Below are 23,395 nucleotides of genomic sequence, written 5' to 3' on the forward strand. Positions count from 1 at the left end.
GCCGAGTGCTCAGTTCAGTGCGATCGCTCAGGGCCAGCCGCAAGCTGCGGTTATCCAGCACCAGACGGCGCAGGGCCAGCGCGCGGCGGACGCTGTCTAGCAATGAGTCGCTGGCAAAGGGTTTTTCCAGAAAGTCATACGCCCCTGCGCGCATCGCCTGGACGGCCAGCGGCACATCGCCATGACCGGTAATCAACAGCACCGGCAGTTCCGGGTCTTGCGCATGCAGTTCGCTCAGCAGCTCAAGGCCATCCATGCCCGGCATGCGGATATCGCTAACCACCACCCCGGGCCAGTCGCGCTCGAGCTGCGCCGCCAGGCCCTTGGCCTCGGCGAGCGGCAGGATCTTCAACCCGGCCAGATCCAGCGTCTGGCTCAACGCCTGGCGCAGATGCGGATCATCGTCGATCAAAACGACCTGAATGCGGTTATCGATGGTCATGCACTTCGGTCCTCGGACGGTTGCAGGCTGACGCCCGGCGCGCCTGCGCGCAATTTCAGAGTGATCAGGGCGCCGCCGTCTTTATGATTGGCGAACGACAGTTCCCCGCCGAACGCGCGCATCAGGGTTTCGCAGATTGCCAACCCCAGGCCCAGGCCTTGCGTGCGGGTTTTAGTGGTGTAAAACGGCTCGCTGGCACGCCCCAACGCCTCCATGCAAAAGCCCGGGCCATTGTCGCGAATGTACAGCGTCACGCCGTCAACAGTGGACTGCGCGCTTAGCCAGAGTTTGCGGGGCGGGCCTTTTTCCGTCAGGGCGTCCAGCGCGTTCGCAAGCAAATTGCCAAGCACCTGCCGCAAACGGGTCTCTCCCGCTTCGACCCACAACGCTGCGGCCGGCAGGTCGCGGATCAGCTCGACTTCCATGCTCCGTCGGCGTTTGGCCAGCAACGCCAGGGCGTCGTCGAGCGCCGGTTGCAGGGCGACGCTTTCCGGAGCGTGACGATCGCGTCGGGCGAAGGCCCGCAGGTGCGCAATGATCGATGCCATGCGACCGGTCAGCTCGCTGATAAGTTTGAGGTTGCCCCGTGCATCGTCCGTGCGCTGGTGATCAAGCAGCACCTCGGCATTTTCCGCATAACTGCGAATCGCTGCCAGCGGCTGATTGAGTTCGTGGCTGATGCTCGCCGACATCGTGCCCAGCGCCGACAACTTGCCCGCCTGAACCAGGTCATCCTGAGCTCGGACGAGTTCCTGCTGGGCCTGTTCGCGCTCAAGCACTTCTTCCTTGAGGCGACGGTTGAGGCCTTCCAGGTCGCTGGTCCGCTCGGCGACCCTGCCTTCCAGTTCACGTCGGGCCTTGGCTTCGAAGGCGATACGTTCGAGGTAATGCCGGCGCCGCTGCATCATCAGGCCGAGCAAAAGCATCAGCACCAGCAAAGTCGCTCCGCCGATTGCCACGACCGTACGTACCGGCCGGTCGATCAAGGTGCGGGGCGCAAGGATGCTGACGCTCCAGCCTGTTTCGTCAATCTGCTGGGTCTGGGTCAGCCAGGCGTTTGAGTTGAGATCCAACGGTTTCGGGTCGCGGGTCGGATAAGGCTGGATGGCAATGATCGCTTTGCGCTCTGCATCGCTCAGCAGACGGGTTGCCCGGAATCGCCATTCCGGCCGGGAAGTGAGGATCACCACGCCGTTGTGGTCGGTCACCAGTAATTGTTCCGGGGTTTTGCCCCAGAGGCTTTCGGTGTGGTCGAGGTCAACCTTGACCACCAGCACGCCGACAATTTTTTCGCGGTCACGTACTGCCGCGGCAAAGAAGTAGCCGCGTTTGGCGGAGGTCGTTCCCAAGCCGAAGAAGCGCCCCAGGCGCCCGGCCATCGCTTCACTGAAATACGGGCGGAAAGCAAAGTTGCGCCCGACAAAACTGTCATGTTTGTCCCAGTTGGAAGCGGCCAGCGTCTTGCCCGTGGTGTCCATCAGGTACATGACTTCGGCGCCGGTCTGCGTACTGATGTTCTTCAGGAAACGGTTGGCGTTGCCTTGTGTCACGCCGTCGTCCGGCGCGGCCAGTGCAGCGCGCAGGGCGGGCAGATCGCCAACGATCTGCGGCAATACTTCATAACGGTGCAGGGTGCCCAACAGGTTGGCCACGTACAAGTCGAGCGTCTGGCGATTTTGCCCGGCCAGTTCGCTGCGATAATAACGCTCGGCCAAATGCTCCAGAGGCCACAGCAAAGGCGCCAGACACAGCGCGAGCAGGGCCAGGCTGCGCCAACGGGGTCTGCGGGGAAGGGTTGGAGTCATGAGCATCGAGCGCCTTTGGGTACAGGCGCATTATGCCTAGGCTTGCGAGCGCAGTCTGCGCATCGTGGCCCAGGCATGGGTCGAGGTGAACATTCGCACAACGGTTCAGGAAAAGACGTCTGCGTCCTTGAAGAGCGTAGCCACTTGATCCTTGCCCGAGAGTTGCGGCGCTGCATCCAGTTGCCAATCGATCGCCAGATCGGGATCGTCCCAGCGAATGCTTCGCTCGGCGGAAGGCGTGTAGTAATCGGTGGTCTTGTAGAGAAACTCGGCGAAATCGCTCAGCACCACAAACCCATGGGCGAAACCTTCCGGTACCCACATCTGCCGATGGTTCTCGGCGGACAACCGCACCGCGACCCACTGGCCGAAATGCGGCGAGCTGCGGCGAATATCCACCGCCACATCAAGTACTTCGCCAGCCGTCACTCGCACCAGCTTGCCTTGGGTGTTTTCCAATTGGTAATGCAGGCCGCGCAGCACGCCTTTCTGCGAGCGGGAATGGTTGTCCTGAACAAACTGCACGTCCAGTCCTGTCGCCTCTTTGAAAGACCGGGCATTGAAGCTTTCATAAAAGAAGCCGCGCTCGTCGCCAAATACCTTGGGTTCAATGATCAGAACGCCGGGCAGGTCGGTCGGGACAACATTCATTTGGTTCTCCAGCAATAGACGTCAATGGGCGACATTCTTGCGCAAGGCGGCGGCCGAAGCGAGTACCGATGTTCAAGGCGAAGCTGGCTGGCGTGACTCGCGCCTGAAAATCGCCAGTTCGTTTGAGGAAGGCAATCCGAGATTCATGTAGGAAAGTTCGGACGGTGCGCAGTTGACCGCACGCAATACTCCTGGGCTTGTCCGCAAACGGTATAAGGTACTTGCGCATCGTCCATAGCAGTGGCGATATAGGCGCCTAACAAAATTCAGGGGTCGTTGTATGCCGCTTGCCACGTTGATTCATCGCGCCAGTTTGCCCGCCCCTCAAGTCTCGGAGGATCAGGCTTCTGCGCTGCTTGTCGAGCATTACGGGTTGCGCGCAGGGTTGCAGGCGCTTGGCAGTCAGCAGGACCTCAACTTCCGGGTCGACAGTGAGCAAGGCCGGTTCGTCCTGAAAATTTGCCGCGGTGATTATTCGGCACTGGAGCTGCAGGCCCAGCATGCCGGGCTCAAGCATCTGGCGGAGCACTCCGGTGTGCCGGTGCCCAAGGTAATCCCCAGCAAAACCGGTGAGGATTTACTGACGCTGGTGGTCGCAGGCCAGGCCCTGCATGTGCGCCTGCTCGAATACATCGAGGGACAGTCACTGACGCATCTTGATCATCTACCCGCGTCGGTGGTGTCCGGTTTTGGACGGCTCTGCGGCGAGATGGATCTGGCGCTGGCCGATTTCGATCACGCCGGACTCGAACGCACTCTTCAGTGGGATGCTCGTCATGCCAATGCGTTGATCGCTCACCTGTTGCCGGTGATTGCTGATGACGAGCAGCGCGCAAAGATCGCCAACGTGGCGGATGAGACCAAGCGACACCTGCAACCGTTGATCGACAAGTTACCGGTGCAGGCCATTCACATGGACATCACTGATGACAACGTGGTTTGGCAGCGAGATGCGCAGCGCCATTGGCAACTGCAAGGTGTCATCGATTTTGGCGATCTGATCCGCACCTGGCGTATTACCGATTTGTCGGTGACCTGCGCGGCATTGCTGCATCACGCGGCGGGGGATCCTTTTTATATCCTGCCGGCTGTTCGGGCGTATCACTCGGTCAATCCTTTGCAACGTGAAGAGTTGCTCGCATTGTGGCCGTTGATTATTGCGCGGGCGGCGGTGCTGGTACTCAGTGGCGAACAGCAGGTCAGTATTGATCCGGGCAATGACTACAGCCGCGACAATCTGATTCACGAGTTGGAAATCTTCCGCGTTGCCACTTCGGTGCCGCTGGAGCTGATGCAGGCGGCTATTCTCAGCTCGGTTGGCCAGAGCCGGTCGAGCATTGATCTAGACGGTTTCGCGCCGATGCTGCCAAGCCTGGTGGGGCGCGAATTTGCCCTGATCGATCTTGGTGTCCTCAGCGCGCATTTTGAGGCAGGTAATTGGGAGGAGCCGGGGATCGATCAGCGTCTGCTGAGCGAGGCGGCGGCAGCTCATGGCTTGGCAGCGAGTCGTTACGGTCAATACCGGTTGTCGCGCACTCGCCCGGACAGTGCCGGGGAGCCGGACACCTTTGCATTGCATGTCGAGTTGCGGGTGCCCCTTGGCACCGAAGTAGCCTCGCCGTTCGCCGGCGAGCTTCATCAACCGGCGCCAGGTGTGCTGCAACTGGATGGCCCTCAACTGAGTGTGCGGATGTCGGGCGTGACGCCGTCGCTGCATGTGAACGCAACATTGGCTGCCGGCCAGGTATTGGGGACCGTCAGCGGACCTTTGACAGTGCAGCTGTGCCGCAGCCAGGTGCTGGATTCGCCGTTGTTCTGCACGCCATCGCGCGCGGCGGCGTGGCAAGTGTTGTGTCCATCGCCCGCGATGTTGCTTGGGCTGGCCTGCGATGCCGAGCCGGAGCTCGATTCACAGACATTGCTGGCGCGTCGCGACGCCAGTTTTGCGCGTACCCAGAAGCATTATTACGTCGACCCGCCGCGCATCGAACGCGGCTGGCGCAATCACCTGATCGACATGCACGGCCGTTCTTACCTCGACATGCTCAACAATGTCGCGGTGCTCGGTCATGGCCATCCGCGCATGGCCGCCGTGGCCAGCCGGCAGTGGTCGCTACTCAACACAAATTCGCGGTTCAACTATGCAGCCGTCGCCGAATTTTCCGAGCGCTTGTTGAAGTTGTCGCCGGACTCCATGGACCGGGTGTTTCTGGTCAACAGCGGCAGCGAAGCCAATGACCTGGCGATCCGCCTGGCCTGGGCTTACAGCGGCGGACGCGACGTGGTCAGTGTGCTGGAGGCCTATCACGGCTGGACCGTGGGTGCGGATGCTGTTTCGACTTCGATTGCCGACAATCCCAAGGCCTTGAGCAGCCGCCCCGACTGGGTGCATCCGGTGCCCGCGCCGAATACCTATCGCGGTGAGTTTCGAGGCGCCGACTGCGCTGCGGACTACGTGCGAAGTGTCGAACACAACCTGGAAAAAATCACATCGCAAGGGCGGCGGCTCGCGGGGTTCATCTGCGAGCCGGTGTACGGCAATGCTGGCGGTATCTCGCTGCCGCCGGGCTATCTGAAGCAGGCTTATGCGCTGGTTCGCGCACACGGTGGCGTGTGCATTGCCGACGAAGTCCAGGTCGGCTATGGCCGCATGGGCAATTTCTTCTGGGGATTTGAAGAGCAGGGGGTAGTGCCTGACATCATCACGATGGCCAAGGGCATGGGCAATGGCCAGCCCTTGGGCGCGGTGATCACTCGCCGGGAAATCGCCGAAGCGCTGGAGGCCGAGGGTTACTTTTTCTCTTCGGCAGGGGGTAGCCCGGTCAGTTGCCAGATCGGCATGGCGGTGCTCGATGTAATGGAGGAGGAAAAACTTTGGGAAAACGCCCAAGTGGTCGGCGGTTATTTCAAAGAGCGTCTTGAAGCGCTGATCGATATTCATCCGCTGGTGGGCGCAGTGCACGGCTCCGGTTTCTATCTGGGCGTCGAGTTGATCCGCAACCGCGAGACGCTGGAGCCGGCGACAGAAGAGACCACGGCGTTGTGTGACCGGCTTCGGGATCTGGGGATTTTCATGCAGCCGACGGGGGATTACCTGAACGTCCTGAAGATCAAGCCACCGATGGTGACCTCGCGTAGAAGTGTGGATTTCTTTGTCGATATGTTGGCGAAAGTGTTGGCCGAAGGTCTGTAGCACCAGTCAAAGGGCAATATTCGCAGATTTATATCGGCAAATATTGCCGCTGATTTGGTCTTAAAGTGGAGTAATCTCTTTTAAAGCCGATTTTTATCGGTTATAAAGTCGCCATTGCTCACTGGCGATTGACTGCTGGTGCGCCCTTCACCGGTCGACGACTATCGACCCATCAGCACTGCCCGGAGATGATTCATGAGCCGTATCGTAACCGTCGCCGCCACCCAGATGGCCTGTTCCTGGGACCTCGAAGCGAATATTGAAACTGCCGAGAGGCTGGTTCGCGAAGCCGCATCCAAAGGCGCGCAGATCATCCTGATTCAGGAGCTGTTCGAGGCGCCCTATTTCTGCCAGAAGCCCAATCCGGACTACTTGCAGCTGGCGACGACAGTGGACGACAACGTCGCCATCAAGCATTTCCAGAAGGTCGCGAAGGAACTGCAAGTGGTTCTGCCGATCAGCTTTTACGAGCTGGCGGGCCGCGCACGTTTCAACAGCATCGCGATCATTGATGCCGACGGTTCCAACCTCGGGATTTATCGTAAAAGCCACATTCCGGACGGTCCTGGCTATCACGAGAAGTACTACTTCAATCCAGGGGATACCGGCTTCAAAGTGTGGAACACCCGTTATGCAAAAATCGGCGTGGGCATCTGCTGGGATCAGTGGTTTCCGGAGTGCGCGCGGAGCATGGCGTTACTGGGCGCGGAGATTCTGTTGTACCCGACCGCCATCGGCAGCGAGCCCCACGACAAGACCATTTCTTCCCGTGACCATTGGCAACGTGTGCAACAGGGCCATGCCGGTGCCAACCTGATGCCATTGATCGCCAGCAATCGCATCGGTAACGAAGAGCAGGACGGCTACGACATCACGTTTTATGGCTCCTCGTTCATCGCCAATCAGTTCGGCGAGAAGGTTCAAGAGTTGAATGAGACCGAAGAAGGCGTATTGATTCACCGTTTTGATCTTGATGAATTGGAGCACATCCGCAGTGCATGGGGCTCGTTCCGTGACCGTCGCCCCAACCTGTATGGCACACTGAAGACCCTCGACGGTTCCCTGGAGTCCTGATCGCATGACCACTTTGAACAGCACCCCTCGCGCTGATGGCTTTTACATGCCGGCCGAGTGGGCGCCGCAAACCCAGACCTGGATGATCTGGCCGGAGCGCCCGGACAACTGGCGCCTGGGCGGCAAACCGGCGCAAGCCGCACATGTTGCGGTGGCAAAAGCCATCGCGCGTTTCGAACCTGTGACCGTGGCGGTGTCCGCCAGCCAGTACGAAAACGCCCGCGCTCGTCTCGACGTGCCGAATATCCGGGTGGTCGAAATGTCCAGCGACGACGCCTGGGTCCGCGACACGGGGCCGACGTTTGTGATCAACCACAATGGCGAAGTCCGCGGCGTGAACTGGGATTTCAACTCGTGGGGTGGTTTTGACGGCGGCCTGTATTCGCCCTGGAATCGAGATTCGCAAGTCGGCGGCAAGATCCTCGAGATCGAACGCAGCCAGCGCTATCGCACCGAGGGCTTCGTGCTCGAAGGCGGATCGATTCACGTCGATGGCGAAGGAACGCTGATTACCACCGAGGAATGCCTGCTTAATCGCAATCGTAATCCGCACATGAACCGCGCGGAAATCGAAGCAGTGCTCAGCGCGAATCTGGCTGTGGATAAAATCATCTGGCTGCCGGACGGTCTGTTCAACGACGAAACTGATGGTCATGTGGATAACTTCTGCTGCTACGTGCGTCCGGGCGAAGTGTTGCTGGCCTGGACCGATGATCCGCAAGATCCCAACTACCCGCGTTGCCAGGCGGCAATGAAAGTGCTGGAAGGCAGCACTGACGCCAAGGGTCGCCCATTCATAGTGCACAAGATGCCGATTCCGGGGCCGCTCTACGCGACCGAAGAGGAGTGCGCCGGTGTCGATCCGGTAGACGGCACGCAAGAGCGCAATCCAAGTGTGCGTCTGGCCGGGTCATACGTGAACTTCCTGATCGTCAACGGCGGAGTCATCGCGCCGAGTTTCAACGATCCATTAGACGCCTCGGCCAAGGAAATCCTGCAGAACCTGTTTCCACAGCATGAAGTAGTAATGGTGCCAGGGCGTGAGCTGTTACTGGGCGGCGGCAATATTCACTGTCTTACCCAACAACAACCTGCTCCGCACAAGGAATGAGTGCCGTCGTAACAGCTTGAGCGGATTAAGAAAATTCGCGATGCAGCAGGTTTCCTACGAAAGATGAATGAAACCCGCAGCCCGTCAGGACTGCGGGTTTTTTTGTACTCGCCAGCTGTCGCTGGCGCTGCTTTGGCACAGCTCTTGTATCGGTCATACCGTGAAACAGGTAAGGCAGAGAACTACGTTGTACTGTCATAAACCTTGGATAAGTTAGCCGCTCACAACCCAGGAGAGCGCGAAATGAACGCCGAAGTAAATGTGATGGGCGAGCGGGCGTTGCATCCCCTGGCAGTGAACAACGAATCGCTCCAGGTACTGGCGCACTGGTTGAAGTCCAATGGAACGCGACAGATCAGGAAACCTGATCCGCGCCGGATGATCATCGAGCGCTATCCCGCTGGTTTATTCAGCGAAGCTGAACTGGATGCGTTGCGGGATGTGATGGAAGGATAAGAACCACCAACGGATTGATAAAAGCGCTGCCTGGATGGCGGCGTTTTTTTTTGCGAAGTGGATATGCACGCAACATTCAGGCGAACCGGCAGCAGCATTTCTTAGACGATTTCGACCTATTCTCAGACGATTCATGAAATTGACATAGAGCAAAAGCCACAGCTACGATTCGCCCCAACGCCTGTGGCGAACCGCCATGTCTCAAAAAATAATAAAAAGGCCCGCCACGATTGCTCGTGCGCGGGCCTTTATTATTTCTGAATGAAAAAAGAGTGCGATAGCGCCGTTTCAGCCGTTCACCGCAGCGCGTATCAACCCGTAATAAGGAAAAGAATAAATGTTGACTAAGCGGATCAGCTTGATCGCTCTGGGGATGTTGAGCGCTACACAGGTCATGGCAAACGACCAGGCCGAATCCAAGGGATTCAAAGAAGACAGCAGTCTGAAAGTGCTGCTGCGCAATGCATACATGAATCGTGACTATAAAGACACGCGCGAAGACAAAGCCGAGTGGGGCCAAGCGGCTATTGGTACGTTCTCGTCCGGGTTCACCCAGGGCACCATTGGTGTTGGCGTCGACGCTTTTGGTCTTTACGCACTGCGTCTGGACGGCGGCAAAGGTCGCACCGGCGCTCAGGGCATCGACTTTTTCAAGAAGGGTGAAAGCGGCAACGCGGCCGACGATCTGTCCAAGGCAGGCGCGGCGGTCAAGTTCCGTTTTTCCAGCACGACGCTGACTTACGGCGACCAGATGCCGGCGCTGCCAGTGCTGAGCTACGACAACGTGCGCCTGCTGCCGGAAAGCTACACCGGTACTTTGATCACCTCCAAAGAGATCAAAGGCCTGGAACTGAACGCTGGTCGTTTTACTGCCGAGTCGCGTAAAAGCGCCGAAGGCCGTGACAGCGGTGGCTTGAAGTCGATCAACGTGTTGGGCGGCAGCTACCAGTTCACCGATCAGTTCAAGGCAGCCGTTTACGCCTCCGATGTTGAAGACGTGTTGAAGAAGCAATACGTAAACGCCAACTACATCTTCCCGATCGACAAGGATCAGTCGCTGACCCTGGACTTCAACGGCTACCGCACCAAGCTGGACAATTCCTACGTTCGGGAAAGCGGCGCCACCGGCGACGACAACAAGATCTGGAGCCTGGCCGCCGTCTTCGCCACCGGTCCGCACTCGTTCACGCTGGCGCACCAGCGCAGCACCGGCGACAGCAACCTCGGTTATGCCTACGGCGGTTATCAGCGGGATCAGGGCCGCGTGGGCGACGGCGGCAACACCATCTACCTGGCAAACTCCTACTGGTCCGACTTCAACGCCGAAGACGAACGCAGCTGGCAGTTGGGCTACGGCCTCGACTTCACCAACTTCGGTGTGCCAGGCCTGACCTACAACTTCGCTTACGTGCGTGGCGACAACATCACCACGTCCACCAGCGAAGGCGGCACCGAGCGCGAAATCTTCAACCAGTTCAAATACGTCGTACAAAACGGCCCGGCCAAAGACCTCAGTGTCCGCCTGCGCAGCTCGGTCCTGCGCGTGTCGCAGAAATCGAGTGAGTACAACGTCAGCGGTAACGAAGTGCGCGTGTTTGTGGATTACCCGATCAACGTTTTTTGATGAAGGGGTGAGTTTGTAAACTCGATAAAAACCCCGACTGGTTCGGGGTTTTTTCATGCGTGCGGTTTTTTGATGTACGTGACAGCGTTACTGATTGAGATTATTCATCGGCGCGTCCAGTACTTTCACCACATCATCAATGATCGCCTTACACATATCCTGCAAATAATGCGATGCCCAGGCGTGCCGGTCGGTGTCGCGGACTAAGGCTGCATCTGATGCGAGGAGTTTGGCGAGGTGGAGCAAGTCGGATGCGTGAGAGAGGGCTGCGATGACCGGGACGCCAGCGTTGATGCGAAAGAGCGGCTGGTTGGCGTGGTAGGAGAAAGGGGTAAGGCCAATGGTTTTCAGGTCTTGGGGGTTGGTCATTGGGCACCTCCGGTTCTTGGGCGGGGGTGGGTGGTGACCAGTGGAGCAGATACAGAAGTTGTGAACGGATCAATAGCGTGCATTTGCAATACTCCAAAATCAAAGTAGAGCTGCCGCGTTCGTTCTCAGGCGAATGGGTGGCAGCTGTGCGCAGGCTGAGAAACCGGTATGCACGACCCGGCAGACCCGGAGGTCTCCCACGCACAGCCGCCATTGCACGAAAATGCAGGCATAAAAAAACGCCGGCAATCGTGATATAGGGCGCTAGTGCGCGCGCATAGTACTCGGGTTCTCAGGCCCAGTCGCTGAATTGACAGCGACGGTTCGAAGGTATCTTGAGGGTAGCTAATGCGCAATCGTGGCTAGGTGGTGGCGGTGGCTGAAAGTTTTAGTGATTTTCATGCCTGGGCAATAATTGTTGCCCAGCATAAATCTGACAATCCATGCCGAGGCTCCGAACCCTGCGCCGCAGCTGAATTGAACGTCGCTCGATGATGGAGCGGTTTCGCGCAGCAACGAGCGTCGGGTACGATCAGACAAACGAACGTTGTCCACCTGTACGGCAAAGCCGTATAGTCATGGCCATGTTTACGATTATCGAAACCGAAATTTTCAAGCGTTATGCTGAATCCATCTGGGACGATGGCGAACGTCATGAATTCATTACTTGGCTGGCAGCTAACCCGCTGGGCGGCGATGTAGTTCCTGGTAGCGGCGGTCTGCGCAAGGTTCGTTGGTCCCGGAGCGGAATGGGCAAACGAGGTGGTACACGTATCATTTACTACAACACGCTTTCAGAAGGCTCTATTTGGTTGTTGATCGCCTACACCAAGGCGAAATTCGACAATTTACCCGCAGCCTTCCTCAAGCAACTGAAGGAGGAAATCAGCAATGGTCAATGAACTGGAGCAATTCCAGCAGGACTTGCTGGACTCTGTGCGGCAAATGAAAGCCCGGAAAGCCGCTCGCGTTACTGACGTGCCGCTGTCTGCGGCTGCCGAAGCGCGAGCCAAAGTGGGCGTATCTCAAAGTGCGTTTGCCAAGCTGATTGGTGTCAGTTTGCGAACGTTGCAGGATTGGGAGCAAGGGCGCCGACAGCCAACGGGTGCAGCGCAAACATTGCTGCGAGTTGCGAGTCAACACCCTGAAGCTTTGCGAGATCTGCACATCGCGTAACGCAACTGAAGCTCCGACCGGTCGGAGCTTTTCTCAATATGGAACTTGGATCGTGGCTTGGCGGCGTTTGGCTCACCCCCTGACCCATTACACGGCGTAACTAATGATGTTCCCGCCCCCATCTTTTTCCCGTCCCTCCAAACTCCTACATTGAGCTCCAACGCCTACCCATCATCTCGATGAGCAGGTCACTGGAGATCTTCCTCATGCCTTTCGTAAGCGTACGCATTACCCGCGATGGCGTTACCCGTGAGCAGAAAGCTCAGGTGATCGCTGAAATCACTGAAACCCTGCAACGGGTGCTCAAAAAGGATCCGCACCTGACCCACATCGTGATCGAAGAAGTCGACACCGATAACTGGGGCTACGCCGGCATCTCCACCACGCAGTACCGACAGCAGCTCGCTGAAGAGGGGGACAAGTCGTGACGACTTCGATCTCCATCGATTTCATCTCCGACGTGGTGTGCCCGTGGTGTGCGCTGGGCGCGACGGCGCTGGAGCAAGCGATCGAGAACGTGGCCGGGGACATTTCGGTCGAGCTGACTTACAAGCCTTTCGAGTTGAACCCGGACATGCCGGCGGAAGGTGAGAAAGCAGTCGAGCATTTGATGCGCAAGTATGGACGCACCGCTGAAGACGTAGCCGCCGGCAAAGCCATGCAGATCGCTCGAGGCGAAGCCATCGGTTTCAAGTTCGACCTGGAAAAGCGCAGCCACTTTTACAACACCTTTGACGCGCACCGGTTGCTGTTATGGGCGTTGCAGGAAGGACGGCAAGTAGCACTGAAAAAGATCCTGCTGCGCGCTTACTTCGCCGAAGGTCAGAACCCGAGTGATCGCAAGACGCTGGTTCGACTGGCTGCCGAAGCGGGATTGAATGCAGAGGCTGCGCAAGAAGTATTGGCCTCAGGAGCATTCGCCGAAGAAGTCCGTGAACTTGAAACGTTTTATCGGCAGCGCGGCATCAATTCGGTCCCGGCCCTGGTGTTAAACGGTCGTCACCTGGTGTCCGGCTCGCAGTCGATCGAGTACTACGAACAAATGTTGAGACAAATGGCCACGGCCTCCGCCGACGCCTGATTACTTATCTTTTTAAATCATCATTAATGAGTAGAGGTTCATCATGAGCAATTCGAAAAAAGTCATCGTTATCACTGGCGCTTCCCAAGGGCTCGGCGCAGGTATGGTCAAAGCATTCCGCGATCTGGACTACAAAGTGGTCGCCACTTCGCGCTCGATCAAACCGTCCACCGATCCGGACATTCACACCTTAGCCGGCGACATCGGTGACCCTGCAGTCGCACAGCGTGTGATTCATGAAGCCGTCGAACGTTTTGGTCGCATCGACACTTTGGTCAACAACGCCGGGATCTTCCTCGCCAAGCCATTCACCGATTACACCCCGGAAGATTACGCCGCCGTGCTGTCGGTGAACCTGAACGGGTTCTTCTACATCACGCAACTTGCGATCACCGAGATGGAAAAACAGGGCAGCGGCCATGTTGTGAGCATCACCACCAGTCTGGTCGACCACGCCATCGACGGAGTGCCTTCGGTACTGGCTTCGCTGACTAAAGGTGGCCTGAATTCCGCAACTAAGTCACTGGCCATCGAATACGCCAAGCGCGGAATTCGGGTGAACGCGGTGTCCCCTGGCATCATCAAAACGCCGATGCACGGCGAGGAAACGCACGCAGCGCTGGGCAGCTTGCACCCGGTCGGGCATATGGGTGAGATCAGTGATATTTCGCAGGCTGTTGTGTATCTGGACAGCGCGAACTTTGTAACTGGTGAGATTCTGCACGTGGATGGGGGGCAGAGCGCGGGGCACTAAAAACGTTTTTCCAAACGCCAGAAATAACAAAGCCCTCGTATGAGGGCTTTGTTTAGATCAACCCGATACCTTAATGCTCTTCAAAGCAAATTGTGTTCGATCCATTGCGCGACGTTGATGGTTTCGATCTTCCTTTTTGCGTAGTAAGTATCGGCTTTCACCCAAGCGACGCCTTTGCCTTCGGCGAACACTGCGCGGTACTTGCGCATCGAGTCATCGGGGGCTGCTGCCAGATCTGCCATTAGCGCCGGCACGGTCCATTCCATGCGTTCAACCTTGCGCTTGAGCACCCGCTCGACCGTGTCAGCCAGTTGTCGGTAAGTAAGGGTGTCGCCCGCAATGAAGACGACTTGGTCTTTCAGGTCGGGTTCGCACAAGATAGAAGCCGTCAGGCGGCCAATATCTTCCGGCGTGGTTACGGTTACCGCAGTGTCCCAGCTACCCAGCGCGCGTACGATATTATCGCTTAGGTCCACAACGCCGAACGCCGGTTCAAACAGGAAGCTGGTGAACATGCCAGTGGAGATGATCAGCCATTGCACCCGTGACTGAGCGCGCAGTGCTTGACGCACATCCAGCTGTTCATCAAACAGGTTTTGCGGGCTGCCGCGGCCAATCACGTCATAGTCCACGCCAAACTGCCATGGCACAAATCGCTTCACATCCGACCGCAGTGCCGCACGGGCCAGCTTAAGTTGTATTCCAGCCCCCGCGGCGAATCCAAGGCAACTGACCAGCGTGTCGTAACGGCTGAACAAGGCGGCGAGCTTTTCTTCGGAGTCGTTCGCAGCATCGGCGAAGACCACTTCAACGTCCAGGCTGCCCAGTTCGTCGAGCATCAGGCGTTTGCTTTCAGACGCGGCGTGGACAGGTAAGGGCCGTATCATTACGGTTACGCGGACTGTCGGCCGGGCTGCCAGTTCGCGGAGCACGGCCATGCCGAGTTCGCCAGCGCCCAGAACGAGAACGTTGTCGATTGGCTGCATCAGTTTCTCCCAATGAGTGTTAATGATGATCAGGTTTTATCCTGACACCCTTAACGAACATTCAGAAGAAGGCACACGAGTGATACCGCATGCACACAATGACTGAAGAAGAGGTGATCCGCTTCTCACAAGCCACCTGCGATGCACTCAGTGAAGAGGACGACGGCCTCAAGCGTGAAGTCCTGACTCATGCGGGCAATCGCTGGTCTCTGGGAGTGGTTCACACACTGGGGGTGGAGGGGAACCTGAGGCACGCTGAAATCGGTCGTCGACTGCAGGGTATTACCCAGCGAATGCTCACCCGGAGCTTGCGACAGCTTGAAAGGGACGGGTTGATCGCACGTTGCGATCACGGCGAGGTGCCACCGCGCGTGGATTACGAGCTGACACCTTTAGGTCGGAGTTTTCTGGCGCACATGGTGCCGCTATGGACCTGGTTGTTGGAACACGCCAAAGATTTTCGCGCAGCTCGCGCTAAATTTGATGAAGTCTGAGTGGATGGTCATTAGCCAGACGTGGATCTTAAGCAAATCGGCCTCAAACCCCAGAAACAAAAAAGGCCCACCTTTCGGTGAGCCTAAGTTGTTGATCTATATGGTGCGGCACCAGGAGTCGAATCAGAACATTTGTTATTGAAATTAAAGGTAAATTTTTAGTTAAGAAACTATCTCTACCTCCATTTGTATCCTCAGATACTCCCGAAGCTGACGGTTTTGGCCTGGTTGTCACGCTTTTATTCCGACTTTTCGCTAACAGAGTTTCGGCATTCTCCGCTAGATGAGCCTCGTTCGATAAGAAATGGTGCTATAAAGCCACTAGTACAGCTGCACTGCCGGATAGCGATGCGTCGAGGTATCACCATAGGAAGTGGGAAATGGAAGAAATAAATGTACTGAAAGAAATTCGCGAGCTTAAAAGCCAGCTGTCATACGCTAAAAACCTCGGATTTTTTATGGGGGCAGGTACTTCCTGTGCATTAGGACTGCCAAATATCTCGCAATTAACTGTTCAGGTCGAAAAATCTTTAAACGTCGAACTGTTAGAGTTTTTTAATATTATAAAAGCTGATTTGTCTAAACCTGCGGAGACAATCATTATTGAAGATATTCTTAATCAAATAAGACGTATACGTGAAATTACTGAAGAGCGAGCCGATAGAGATTTTCTTGGAGTTACAGGCGTAAATGCTCGCGATTTAGACGTGGAAATATGTAAGAGCATTTATAATCTAATTACAGAAAAAGAGGTGGGCGCGGACCTCACAATTACAAAGAAATTTTTTGCATGGATGAACATGCAAAGTCGAGACTTTTCAAAAGAGGTTTTTACTACAAATTACGACTTGGTTATAGAGAAATCGCTTGAAGCTATTAGAGCACCATATTTCGATGGTTTTGTTGGTTCTTATGAGCCATTTTTTTGGCAGGAAAGTGTTGAAAAACTCGTTCGAAGAAGCGATCTAACTCAAAATTGGATCCGTCTATGGAAAATTCATGGTTCTCTTAGTTGGTTTTGGAAAAAAACTGCAAATCTGAAGTCACACAAAATTGTGCGTCTCGGAAAAGTTGAAAAAATAGAAGAAGAAAAAAATGAGATAGTTATTTATCCTTCAAAAGAAAAATATGATTCATCTCGTAGACAGCCCTTTCTGGTTTATTTTGATCGGCTTAAAAATTATCTGTTGAGTGGTGAGCTTCTTTTTGTTTTTAGCGGGTACTCATTTTTAGATCAGCATATTAATGAGATTATTTTCAATTGTTTGCGCCAAAATAATCGGCTCAGTGTGGTGGTGTTTTTTTATGCTGATAGCGAAGTTGAAAAGCTACACGCTCTTTCAGCGGGGTATTTAAATCTATCGGTGTTTGGTCCGACCACCGCAATCATTAATGGAACGTTAGGGGTATGGCATTTCGATAAGGCAGAGCTCAAAAACAAAGAGAGTAGCGATAGTTTTTGGCACGAAGGTAATAAGAAGTTATTGCTAGGTGATTTCAATCACTTGGTGGAGTTTCTGGTAGGCAACTCAGGACGCCGTAGCGAAATTGAGGTGTCTATAGATGAAAACTGATTCGACATTTTTGGGTAAGGTCATTCGTGTTGACTCAAGCACTGTAGAAGTAGAGGTGTCATCCGAAATTCCCTCGGCTGCTCCAATAATAAACGGACGTTTGTATAAAATCGGGCAGATTGGTACGTTCATAAAAATGCCGATGGGGAATATCACTATTTACGCTATCGTTGCAGCAGTAAGTGATAGACCATTTGCAGACGATGGTGACGGCGAAAATCGTAATAGCTCGAAATTTCTTTCTGTTCAACTTATCGGCGAAAAAATTGGCGACGGAGAATTTGAGAAAGGGGTTGGTACCTACCCGACAATAGGGGATGAAGTACACCTAGTGATTGAGCAAGATTTGTTTGAGATTTACGGAGAAAAAGATGCTGGCTCCATTGAAATAGGAAAACACTCCTCGTCCGACAACTTAGGTGTCTACGTAGATGCGCATAATTTGGTTCTACGGCATTGCGGCATTTTGGGGTCCACAGGAAGCGGGAAATCAAACGCAACTGTAAGTATTCTAAAATCTATTTTGGATGGCTATGTTGGCTCAAGGGTCATGTTGGTAGATCCGCATGGAGAGTACGCTTCAGCTTTTCCTAACTCCAAAGTACTTAGAATTAATGAAGTCGTTGAGCCATTGGTTATCCCGTTTTGGCTCATGACATTTGAAGAGCTCGCTTATTTTTTGGTGGGGGCGGATTATCGTGATGAGCAAAAAATTGAATATCGTTTGCTTCGCGATCTCGTAACTGAGTTAAAACGGGAGAATGTTAATTTAAAAGCAGGTGTAGTCAATCGTGATCTTATAACTGCGGACTCCCCCATTCCCTTCAGTGCCCGACGTCTATGGTACGAAATGAATTGGAGTATAAATGCTTCTTTTTCGACGAGTGTAAAAGATGAACAGTTGAAAAATACTGCTCAACAACTTGCACCTGGTGATGCGGAACAATTGATTCCGGCATCATTCGAAGCGTATGCAATGAATAATGCGGCGCCTTATAAGTCGAAACATATGGAGTACTATTCATATGAGAAGAAACTACTTTCTCGCCTGAAAGACTCCCGATACGATTTTTTGTTTGATCCCGGGGATTATAAGACTGCTGACTCACCGAAAGACTTGCATGACTTACTAGCAGATTGGATAGGCTGCCCGCAGCGCTTAACAATTTTGGATCTCAGCGGTGTACCGTTTGAAGTTTTAGATATAACGATTGGGTTGATCACAAGATTTGTTTACGACAGCATGTTTTGGGGGCGTCGAGAGCCATATACGGGTAAGCAAAGACCCCTTCTATTAGCGTTTGAAGAGGCCCATACGTATTTAGGAAAAAATGACAAAAGTAGTTATTCGAAAGCGGCCGTTGAAAAAGTTTTCAAAGAAGGGAGGAAGTTTGGTGTAGGGGCACTTGTGATTTCACAGCGGCCATCTGAGTTATCTGAAACAATTCTTTCTCAGATCGGAACTTTGATAGCTCTTAGGCTCACCAACTCAAGTGATCAGTCCATAGTGAAATCGGCGGCCCCTGATAATCTTAATAGTTTAATGGATCTCCTGGCATCATTGCGCGTTGGCGAGGCTGTGATATCTGGAGAAGCTATAAAAATCCCATCCAGAGTTCGACTAAAACTAAATTACCCGCGTCCGACTAGTGAAGACCCAAAACTGATTGAATGCTGGACTCAAGAATTTCCTCCTGATGGAGAAAACTACAAGGCGGTAGTGACAAAAATACGTGAGCAAAAACTTTAAACAATGGAGATTCACATGGAACGTAGAAGCGTATCATCCAGCATGATTAGAAGTATTGGCTACGAGGATTCGATCTCTACTTTAGAGATTGAATTCAATAGCGGTGTGATTTGGAACTATTATGACTTTCCGCTTTCAAGTTGGTACGAGTTTGATGCAGCAGAGTCACATGGAAAATTTTTTCACAGCTCTATAAAAGGCCATTATCGAGAAGCTCAAGTTGGATGATTTGGCATTTCTATAAACATCTGCTAGGCATAAATTTTACCGAGAGCTGCCAGCTGTAATTGGCAGCTTTTCGCTGTTATTTACGGACATCTCATCACGATTAGTTATAGATGCTAAGTTCACGCTGGACTGCCAGGGTTTGTCTATTCGAAAAGCGAGCAAACGTACAGTTAATAGTTAGTAATAACGCATTGACGCAGCGTGTCGGTTCACATGTTGTTTGAAAAACCAGACGAGGTGCTTTTGCTGCCATCAGCAGTAATGGCAAACCAAAAAACTTCCTCATAAGCACACCTGTTTCTCTAATGAAAATTGAAATCTACAACTACAAACATGGGAATGCCACTCAACACCCCCCTTAAAAATTATCGAGAATCGATAAAAAGAGGTGATCTATTGGATAACAGGGACGCTCATTAGCTGGTCCTACGTCAAGATTCAAAGTCCTTTTTGAGACCGTAAGCATTGGTCAGTAAAAGCACCTCAGACCTTTCTGGCTTCTCGGCTCCCAGTGGAATTCAAATGATGGCTGATCGATGTCGCGCCGGTGTACATTCGACGTCAGTACATCACTAATCACAAAGGGACTTGTATGAAAAACGATGCCTTTGGAGCACGCGACTTGTCGCTGACATCATTCACCCAGCCGGGAGGTGCGTGCTTTGGATCGCATTGATTCGGAAATGAATGATGCGTTTGATTTCCAGGTGTTTCATGCGCTTATGGGAGAGCAACAACGCTGGGCCCAGCTGCGTATAAACCTTCAAGAAGCTTCCAAGGAAGCTGCGGTGCTTTGCCGCGATCTGGCTCGGTTCGACCCCGCGTCTGCTGTGCCGATGATATCGGGGTTGTTGACTATCCCGGAATACCAATCCAACTGCATCCGCCTTGAGCTTTTGGTTGCTTTGGCGCTGATTCATTGCAATGGACGCAAGACACCGAGCATTACCGATTTGCAGCGATGGTTTGCCGAGTTGGGGAAAACGCGCTGTGTCTTGGGTGAAGACCCTGCGGAAGACGTATTTGTCTCTCTGGTGCAGACAGATCTCGGCGATTACCGGCTGCTGGAGGGTGTATGGGAGTCGGCCGGATTCTATACGCAACGCGTGATCAACGTGGTGGCCACGATGCCAGATCGGGGATCTTTCAGTCGGTTGAAGCGGGCAGTGCGATCGCTTCTGGTCATATCTGATCTCGTATGCTCAGCAGGCAGACTGAGTCGCTACCAGTTGGGATCGGACGTTCGGCACGCGTCTCTATCGCCCAAGGGTATTGGGTCACGTACCTCCTTGATGTCGCGGGTCACGATTCCGTTTACTCAACTGACGGAGCATGGCGTAGCACTTGATGACCTTGAGCCATTTTTTCTGTCACCGAAGATGCGTTCCAGTTTGCTGTCGCAAGAAGTGGGGTTAAGTGTACTCGATCGAATGCCGTTGCTAGTTCAACGCGACATGTTGGTTGTCGCTCTACCTACGGCACTATCGACCGCACTACGCAGTTTTGTGATCGAATTCCTCCAAGATTCTGGACATGTCGATGTCTTCGATAAAGTAATTGCCGATGAGTTCGCGTTGCTGTTAGGCAACACACCGTTGTTTGGTGGCCCCTTACGCGCACCGGTCTCATGGCGTTCCATAGGTACCCATCGATGGGCAACGTTCGTTCACGAAGTTGATCTCGGACACATCCTGGCGTTCCATCTGTTCTTTCCTTCTGTACGAGGGCATGACGCAGGTGGCTTAAAGCACGATGGTGCACTGGATGTGGAACTCGTTGAGGTCCTACATCAATCGATGCGAGGCGCCGAACAGCATTTCGGAGCCAAGGAAAACTTCCGCAGAGGTCTGCACGTGGTCGTTGGATGCGGCTGGGGCAAAGGCTACTCGGCGGCTATTGTTCCACCGGAAAATGGGAAGTGGGCCTTTGAATCTATATCCGCGGCTGACTTGGTGCGCTTGAGCGCCATGAGCGATATGACACCGGCTCATTTCTGGCGCTTAGAGGAGGGGCTCAGCGCCATCAAGCGTGCAGGCGTCGAATTGGTTAATCTCAATGGTGTACTCAACCTTCTTGGATGGATGCGGCGGAACCACGGTCATTTGGTGCCGCACGATGAGCTTCCGCCAGGCCGCATTTCCCCCGAGCGTCCGGTGCTCCTCAACCCACCACTAAACCTCTTGCGCGATGTCCGAGCAGAGGCGGACCTCGCCTACGACCATCATAGTGTGCGTGATACCCTCGGAACGTGGCACGACGTGTGCCATATCAATCCAAACCCGCTATTTCAGAGTACGGCCGAGCGGCGACTTTACAGCTGCTTGGACTGCGCGGGGAAAGGCCTACTGATCGCGCTCTATGAAGGCCGCCTGCATTTGTGGGTAGAGTTAGATACGCCCGAAATGGGAGTTCGGGATATTCCGTATCGGCTGTGGGATATGGTATGCGCCTGGCTGCCCCGTATCGGGGCCGCACTCGATGTGCGGTTGTCAGAACAATTAGCGCAAGTATTAAAAGTCAAAGTTGTCTTTGAAGATGATCAAACATCTTTGGAAACACAGGTTGTAGATGACCTTCTGACACTGTGTTCTACAAGGTCGACCGAAGAGCCGCAGGCGCGCATGGTGGTGTTCGCTAAAGGGTTCATGAGTGGATTCAGGATTCCCACCAACGTCGCCGAACGAGCGGTTGTGCGTACGTTGACGCGGGCCTATTTGGAGTTAGTAGGTGAGCCGCAGGCCGACTCCGTCGCTCGTGAGCTAGAGTCCGCCATTGTTGAAAACGATGAGGCCCGGAGTTTTCATGTGCACCATGCGCATAGATTTTTGGACTACGTTCAGGATCAGCTACCTGAGGAGTTGATCGAAATCGACGACCTCGACATCGCAACAGTGCGGCTAGGCCTAGGCTGGCGGGTCGAACGAAATGATGACTCAGATACCATTAAGGGTAAGCACGCTTGCAACGCCTACCTCAATGGACTTGTTATGGTGCTCGTTGGCGACATCGTGGCAGGCCTAGGCCGCTTTAATCGAGGCGAGACTCTTCATAGGCTCCTGCTCAACTGCGAGAAAGCAGGATCAAAGGAGCGTCATTGGAAGCGTACGTCGGCGGCGGTAATAGGACTGCACGGTACGGCTCCTGATGCGATCCAGACTGTTGTAAGAGAGATGTCTAGATTCGCCGGAACGAATATCTCAAGTCGTGTTCTTGCAGAAATTGCGTTGTGCGCCTGCCCACTCGAAGGTGGCATCCTACCGGCTGATCTGGAGCTGAGTACCTTATTGGCTCGCGTATCATTGTTGATGCGGTTAGGGGGGTTGTCGGATGCAATCCACTACAACGCGCTGACGCCACAGTTGGTGATCTCGCCGCTTGGCGACATCTTATTCAAGGATGATTTTGGCAACAATGTTGTCGAGCCGATGCTTGCCCAAGCGATCGGGGACAACTATGTCGAAAGTGCTCCTCAACAGCGTAAGCATTACTTGCCACCGGAGATTATCCAGTCTACTCGTGGGCGATTAAGTGAGGAGTTCTGGAGCTCATGGACAGTGGAGATGGGCTTCGACTGCGATGAGGCGCGTACTATCATCGGCGCACTTGAAGATATGGCAATACGGGAAAATGTCCCGGTCCTGAAAATCCGTCGAAGTGCATATTACGCCCTCGCCGAGGAGCATGTTGGCGAGGGACAGGTACGTAGGTTTCTAGAGCAGTTCAGTCTGGTGTCCCGGCCTCGTTGGGACAAGCCGCCCAAAAAATTTGCTGGTAAGGACATCTATCCATGGCGCTTCGGACGGCGCCTATCTCTGGTCTCACGTCCGATTCTTCAAGTGGATACTAGCGACGATCCACTTTTGCTAATTGCTCCCGACCTGCTCAGGAGGGGCTTCGCTTACGTCGTTGATGGTGCCTTTCGTGGTGAGCTTGACCAGTCATTTTTCCAGAGCAATGAGATGAGGAACATCTGGTGGGGCAAGGCTAGTGAGGGGCACACGTTTAATCGAAAAGTCACACAAACCCTCATCGAGGCCGGCTGGGTGGCTCGAGAGGGTGTAGTGCTGCCTGAGCTTCTGCAACGCAAGCTAGAGCGCGATTTTGGTGACATCGATGTCCTCGCCTGGCGGCCCAATGATGGTGTCGTGCTTGTTATTGAATGTAAGGACCTGTCATTCGCCCGCAATTACTCGGAAGTTGCCGCTCTTCTGTCGGAATACCAGGGAAGTGTCGTCGATGGGATTCCTGACAAGTTGCGCCGCCATCTAGACCGCTTCGAATTTTTGGAGGCTAACCTGGAGTCGGTGCGACGTTTCACCAACCTGCCGTCTCCGAGGTTAGTATCGTGCCTCGTGGTCAGCGGCATCGTTCCTATGCAGTACGCCAGAATCGATGCATTGACACACACTTTTGTCGGGAGCGTCGAAGCATTGTTGGAGGTTCATTGATGCAGATTGATCAGGTGGAAGAGCGAGAGTAAATACAGATAGTCACTCTGTTTATTGGGTGATGTTCAGGCGGTGGCGCTTTGTTTTTTAGGGGCGCTTGGTCCCTGTTGGGCCAAAGTGTGTTTCTTGGATTCAGGATGTTGCGCAAGTTAGGTGGTCATCAGGCGGTGGCCGTCCAT

The 23,395-nt window shown here is 54.2% G+C and carries 20 protein-coding genes; 15 read left to right on the forward strand and 5 right to left on the reverse strand.

From position 1 onward, the window contains the following. The 3 genes from F8N12_RS05295 to rfbC all read right to left on the reverse strand — a co-directional run. The coding region (locus tag F8N12_RS05295; protein WP_150579509.1) for a sigma-54-dependent Fis family transcriptional regulator at positions 1–442 on the reverse strand (442 nt) is incomplete at its 3' end. Continuing rightward, positions 439–2,247: a sensor histidine kinase gene (locus F8N12_RS05300; RefSeq protein ID WP_150579510.1), complete on the reverse strand. Its 1,809-nt coding sequence runs from the start codon at positions 2,245–2,247 to the stop codon at positions 439–441. The genes F8N12_RS05300 and F8N12_RS05295, both read right to left, overlap by 4 nt. A 105-nt stretch (positions 2,248–2,352) precedes the next feature. Next, the gene (gene rfbC, locus F8N12_RS05305; protein ID WP_150579511.1) at positions 2,353–2,898 is read right to left on the reverse strand and encodes a dTDP-4-dehydrorhamnose 3,5-epimerase; all 546 of its coding nucleotides are present in this window, start codon (positions 2,896–2,898) and stop codon (positions 2,353–2,355) included. Positions 2,899–3,178: 280 nt separating this feature from the next. On the opposite strand from rfbC, the gene F8N12_RS05310 reads away from it, so the two are divergent. The 5 genes from F8N12_RS05310 (at position 3,179) to F8N12_RS05330 (ending at position 10,356) form a co-directional block, all read left to right on the forward strand. After that, positions 3,179–6,091 carry an aminotransferase gene (locus F8N12_RS05310; protein WP_150579512.1) on the forward strand — a complete coding sequence of 971 codons (2,913 nt, stop codon included), beginning with the start codon at positions 3,179–3,181 and terminating at the stop codon, positions 6,089–6,091. Between the two features lie 195 nt (positions 6,092–6,286). Then, a complete protein-coding gene (gene aguB, locus F8N12_RS05315) occupies positions 6,287–7,165 on the forward strand; it encodes an N-carbamoylputrescine amidase (RefSeq protein ID WP_150579513.1) in 879 nt (292 codons plus the stop codon). Positions 7,166–7,169: 4 nt separating this feature from the next. Continuing rightward, positions 7,170–8,276, forward strand: a complete 1,107-nt coding sequence (gene aguA, locus F8N12_RS05320; protein WP_150579514.1) for an agmatine deiminase — start codon at positions 7,170–7,172, stop codon at positions 8,274–8,276. Positions 8,277–8,519: 243 nt separating this feature from the next. Then, positions 8,520–8,732: a hypothetical protein gene (locus tag F8N12_RS05325; protein WP_150579515.1), complete on the forward strand. Its 213-nt coding sequence runs from the start codon at positions 8,520–8,522 to the stop codon at positions 8,730–8,732. Positions 8,733–9,069: 337 nt separating this feature from the next. After that, on the forward strand, positions 9,070–10,356 hold the full coding sequence (locus tag F8N12_RS05330) for an OprD family porin (protein WP_150579516.1): 1,287 nt from the start codon (positions 9,070–9,072) through the stop codon (positions 10,354–10,356). An 87-nt stretch (positions 10,357–10,443) separates the two neighbouring features. Here F8N12_RS05330 and F8N12_RS05335 read toward each other — a convergent pair whose 3' ends face one another. After that, on the reverse strand, positions 10,444–10,725 hold the full coding sequence (locus F8N12_RS05335; RefSeq protein WP_150579517.1) for a DUF3077 domain-containing protein: 282 nt from the start codon (positions 10,723–10,725) through the stop codon (positions 10,444–10,446). Between the two features lie 584 nt (positions 10,726–11,309). Between F8N12_RS05335 and F8N12_RS05340 the strand changes: the two genes are divergently transcribed. From F8N12_RS05340 to F8N12_RS05360, 5 genes are all read left to right on the forward strand, one after another. Next, positions 11,310–11,627 carry a transcriptional regulator gene (locus F8N12_RS05340; RefSeq protein WP_150579635.1) on the forward strand — a complete coding sequence of 106 codons (318 nt, stop codon included), beginning with the start codon at positions 11,310–11,312 and terminating at the stop codon, positions 11,625–11,627. Further along, a complete protein-coding gene (locus tag F8N12_RS05345; protein ID WP_191623115.1) occupies positions 11,617–11,901 on the forward strand; it encodes a helix-turn-helix domain-containing protein in 285 nt (94 codons plus the stop codon). Before F8N12_RS05340 ends, F8N12_RS05345 begins: the two co-directional genes overlap by 11 nt. Before the next feature lie 206 nt (positions 11,902–12,107). After that, positions 12,108–12,329: a tautomerase family protein gene (locus F8N12_RS05350; RefSeq protein WP_150579518.1), complete on the forward strand. Its 222-nt coding sequence runs from the start codon at positions 12,108–12,110 to the stop codon at positions 12,327–12,329. Beyond that, complete coding sequence (locus F8N12_RS05355; RefSeq protein ID WP_150579519.1) at positions 12,326–12,982, forward strand: DsbA family oxidoreductase; 657 nt, start codon at positions 12,326–12,328, stop codon at positions 12,980–12,982. The genes F8N12_RS05350 and F8N12_RS05355 overlap by 4 nt, the downstream gene beginning before the upstream one ends. A gap of 43 nt (positions 12,983–13,025) precedes the next feature. Continuing rightward, positions 13,026–13,736, forward strand: coding sequence for an SDR family NAD(P)-dependent oxidoreductase (locus F8N12_RS05360; protein WP_150579520.1), 711 nt, complete (start codon positions 13,026–13,028; stop codon positions 13,734–13,736). An 80-nt stretch (positions 13,737–13,816) separates the two neighbouring features. Here F8N12_RS05360 and F8N12_RS05365 read toward each other — a convergent pair whose 3' ends face one another. Then, positions 13,817–14,722: an aromatic alcohol reductase gene (locus F8N12_RS05365; RefSeq protein WP_150579521.1), complete on the reverse strand. Its 906-nt coding sequence runs from the start codon at positions 14,720–14,722 to the stop codon at positions 13,817–13,819. 98 nt (positions 14,723–14,820) lie between these two features. Between F8N12_RS05365 and F8N12_RS05370 the strand changes: the two genes are divergently transcribed. From F8N12_RS05370 to F8N12_RS05390, 5 genes are all read left to right on the forward strand, one after another. Further along, on the forward strand, positions 14,821–15,216 hold the full coding sequence (locus F8N12_RS05370) for a winged helix-turn-helix transcriptional regulator (protein ID WP_150579522.1): 396 nt from the start codon (positions 14,821–14,823) through the stop codon (positions 15,214–15,216). Between the two features lie 380 nt (positions 15,217–15,596). Further along, entirely contained in the window at positions 15,597–16,790 is a 1,194-nt protein-coding gene (locus F8N12_RS05375) for an SIR2 family protein (RefSeq protein WP_150579523.1), read from the forward strand. Further along, positions 16,780–18,540, forward strand: a complete 1,761-nt coding sequence (locus F8N12_RS05380) for an ATP-binding protein (protein ID WP_120731275.1) — start codon at positions 16,780–16,782, stop codon at positions 18,538–18,540. The genes F8N12_RS05375 and F8N12_RS05380 overlap by 11 nt, the downstream gene beginning before the upstream one ends. 15 nt (positions 18,541–18,555) lie before the next feature. Continuing rightward, the gene (locus F8N12_RS05385) at positions 18,556–18,768 is read left to right on the forward strand and encodes a KTSC domain-containing protein (protein WP_120731278.1); all 213 of its coding nucleotides are present in this window, start codon (positions 18,556–18,558) and stop codon (positions 18,766–18,768) included. A 662-nt stretch (positions 18,769–19,430) separates the two neighbouring features. Next, on the forward strand, positions 19,431–23,216 hold the full coding sequence (locus tag F8N12_RS05390; RefSeq protein ID WP_224787667.1) for a hypothetical protein: 3,786 nt from the start codon (positions 19,431–19,433) through the stop codon (positions 23,214–23,216). Positions 23,217–23,395 lie beyond the last annotated feature (179 nt).

This window comes from Pseudomonas fluorescens (genome assembly GCF_902497625.1).
In the GTDB taxonomy this organism is placed as follows: Bacteria; Pseudomonadota; Gammaproteobacteria; order Pseudomonadales; family Pseudomonadaceae; genus Aquipseudomonas; species Aquipseudomonas fluorescens_BQ.

Bases quoted from the DNA above. Each gene is read 5' to 3' on its own strand.
- F8N12_RS05300 (WP_150579510.1), bottom strand. From the start codon at position 2,247: ATGACTCCAACCCTTCCCCGCAGACCCCGTTGGCGCAGCCTGGCCCTG.
- rfbC (WP_150579511.1), bottom strand. From the start codon at position 2,898: ATGAATGTTGTCCCGACCGACCTGCCCGGCGTTCTGATCATTGAACCC.
- F8N12_RS05310 (WP_150579512.1), top strand. From the start codon at position 3,179: ATGCCGCTTGCCACGTTGATTCATCGCGCCAGTTTGCCCGCCCCTCAA.
- aguB (WP_150579513.1), top strand. From the start codon at position 6,287: ATGAGCCGTATCGTAACCGTCGCCGCCACCCAGATGGCCTGTTCCTGG.
- aguA (WP_150579514.1), top strand. From the start codon at position 7,170: ATGACCACTTTGAACAGCACCCCTCGCGCTGATGGCTTTTACATGCCG.
- F8N12_RS05325 (WP_150579515.1), top strand. From the start codon at position 8,520: ATGAACGCCGAAGTAAATGTGATGGGCGAGCGGGCGTTGCATCCCCTG.
- F8N12_RS05330 (WP_150579516.1), top strand. From the start codon at position 9,070: ATGTTGACTAAGCGGATCAGCTTGATCGCTCTGGGGATGTTGAGCGCT.
- F8N12_RS05335 (WP_150579517.1), bottom strand. From the start codon at position 10,725: ATGACCAACCCCCAAGACCTGAAAACCATTGGCCTTACCCCTTTCTCC.
- F8N12_RS05340 (WP_150579635.1), top strand. From the start codon at position 11,310: ATGTTTACGATTATCGAAACCGAAATTTTCAAGCGTTATGCTGAATCC.
- F8N12_RS05345 (WP_191623115.1), top strand. From the start codon at position 11,617: ATGGTCAATGAACTGGAGCAATTCCAGCAGGACTTGCTGGACTCTGTG.
- F8N12_RS05350 (WP_150579518.1), top strand. From the start codon at position 12,108: ATGCCTTTCGTAAGCGTACGCATTACCCGCGATGGCGTTACCCGTGAG.
- F8N12_RS05360 (WP_150579520.1), top strand. From the start codon at position 13,026: ATGAGCAATTCGAAAAAAGTCATCGTTATCACTGGCGCTTCCCAAGGG.
- F8N12_RS05365 (WP_150579521.1), bottom strand. From the start codon at position 14,722: ATGCAGCCAATCGACAACGTTCTCGTTCTGGGCGCTGGCGAACTCGGC.
- F8N12_RS05370 (WP_150579522.1), top strand. From the start codon at position 14,821: ATGACTGAAGAAGAGGTGATCCGCTTCTCACAAGCCACCTGCGATGCA.
- F8N12_RS05375 (WP_150579523.1), top strand. From the start codon at position 15,597: ATGGAAGAAATAAATGTACTGAAAGAAATTCGCGAGCTTAAAAGCCAG.
- F8N12_RS05380 (WP_120731275.1), top strand. From the start codon at position 16,780: ATGAAAACTGATTCGACATTTTTGGGTAAGGTCATTCGTGTTGACTCA.
- F8N12_RS05385 (WP_120731278.1), top strand. From the start codon at position 18,556: ATGGAACGTAGAAGCGTATCATCCAGCATGATTAGAAGTATTGGCTAC.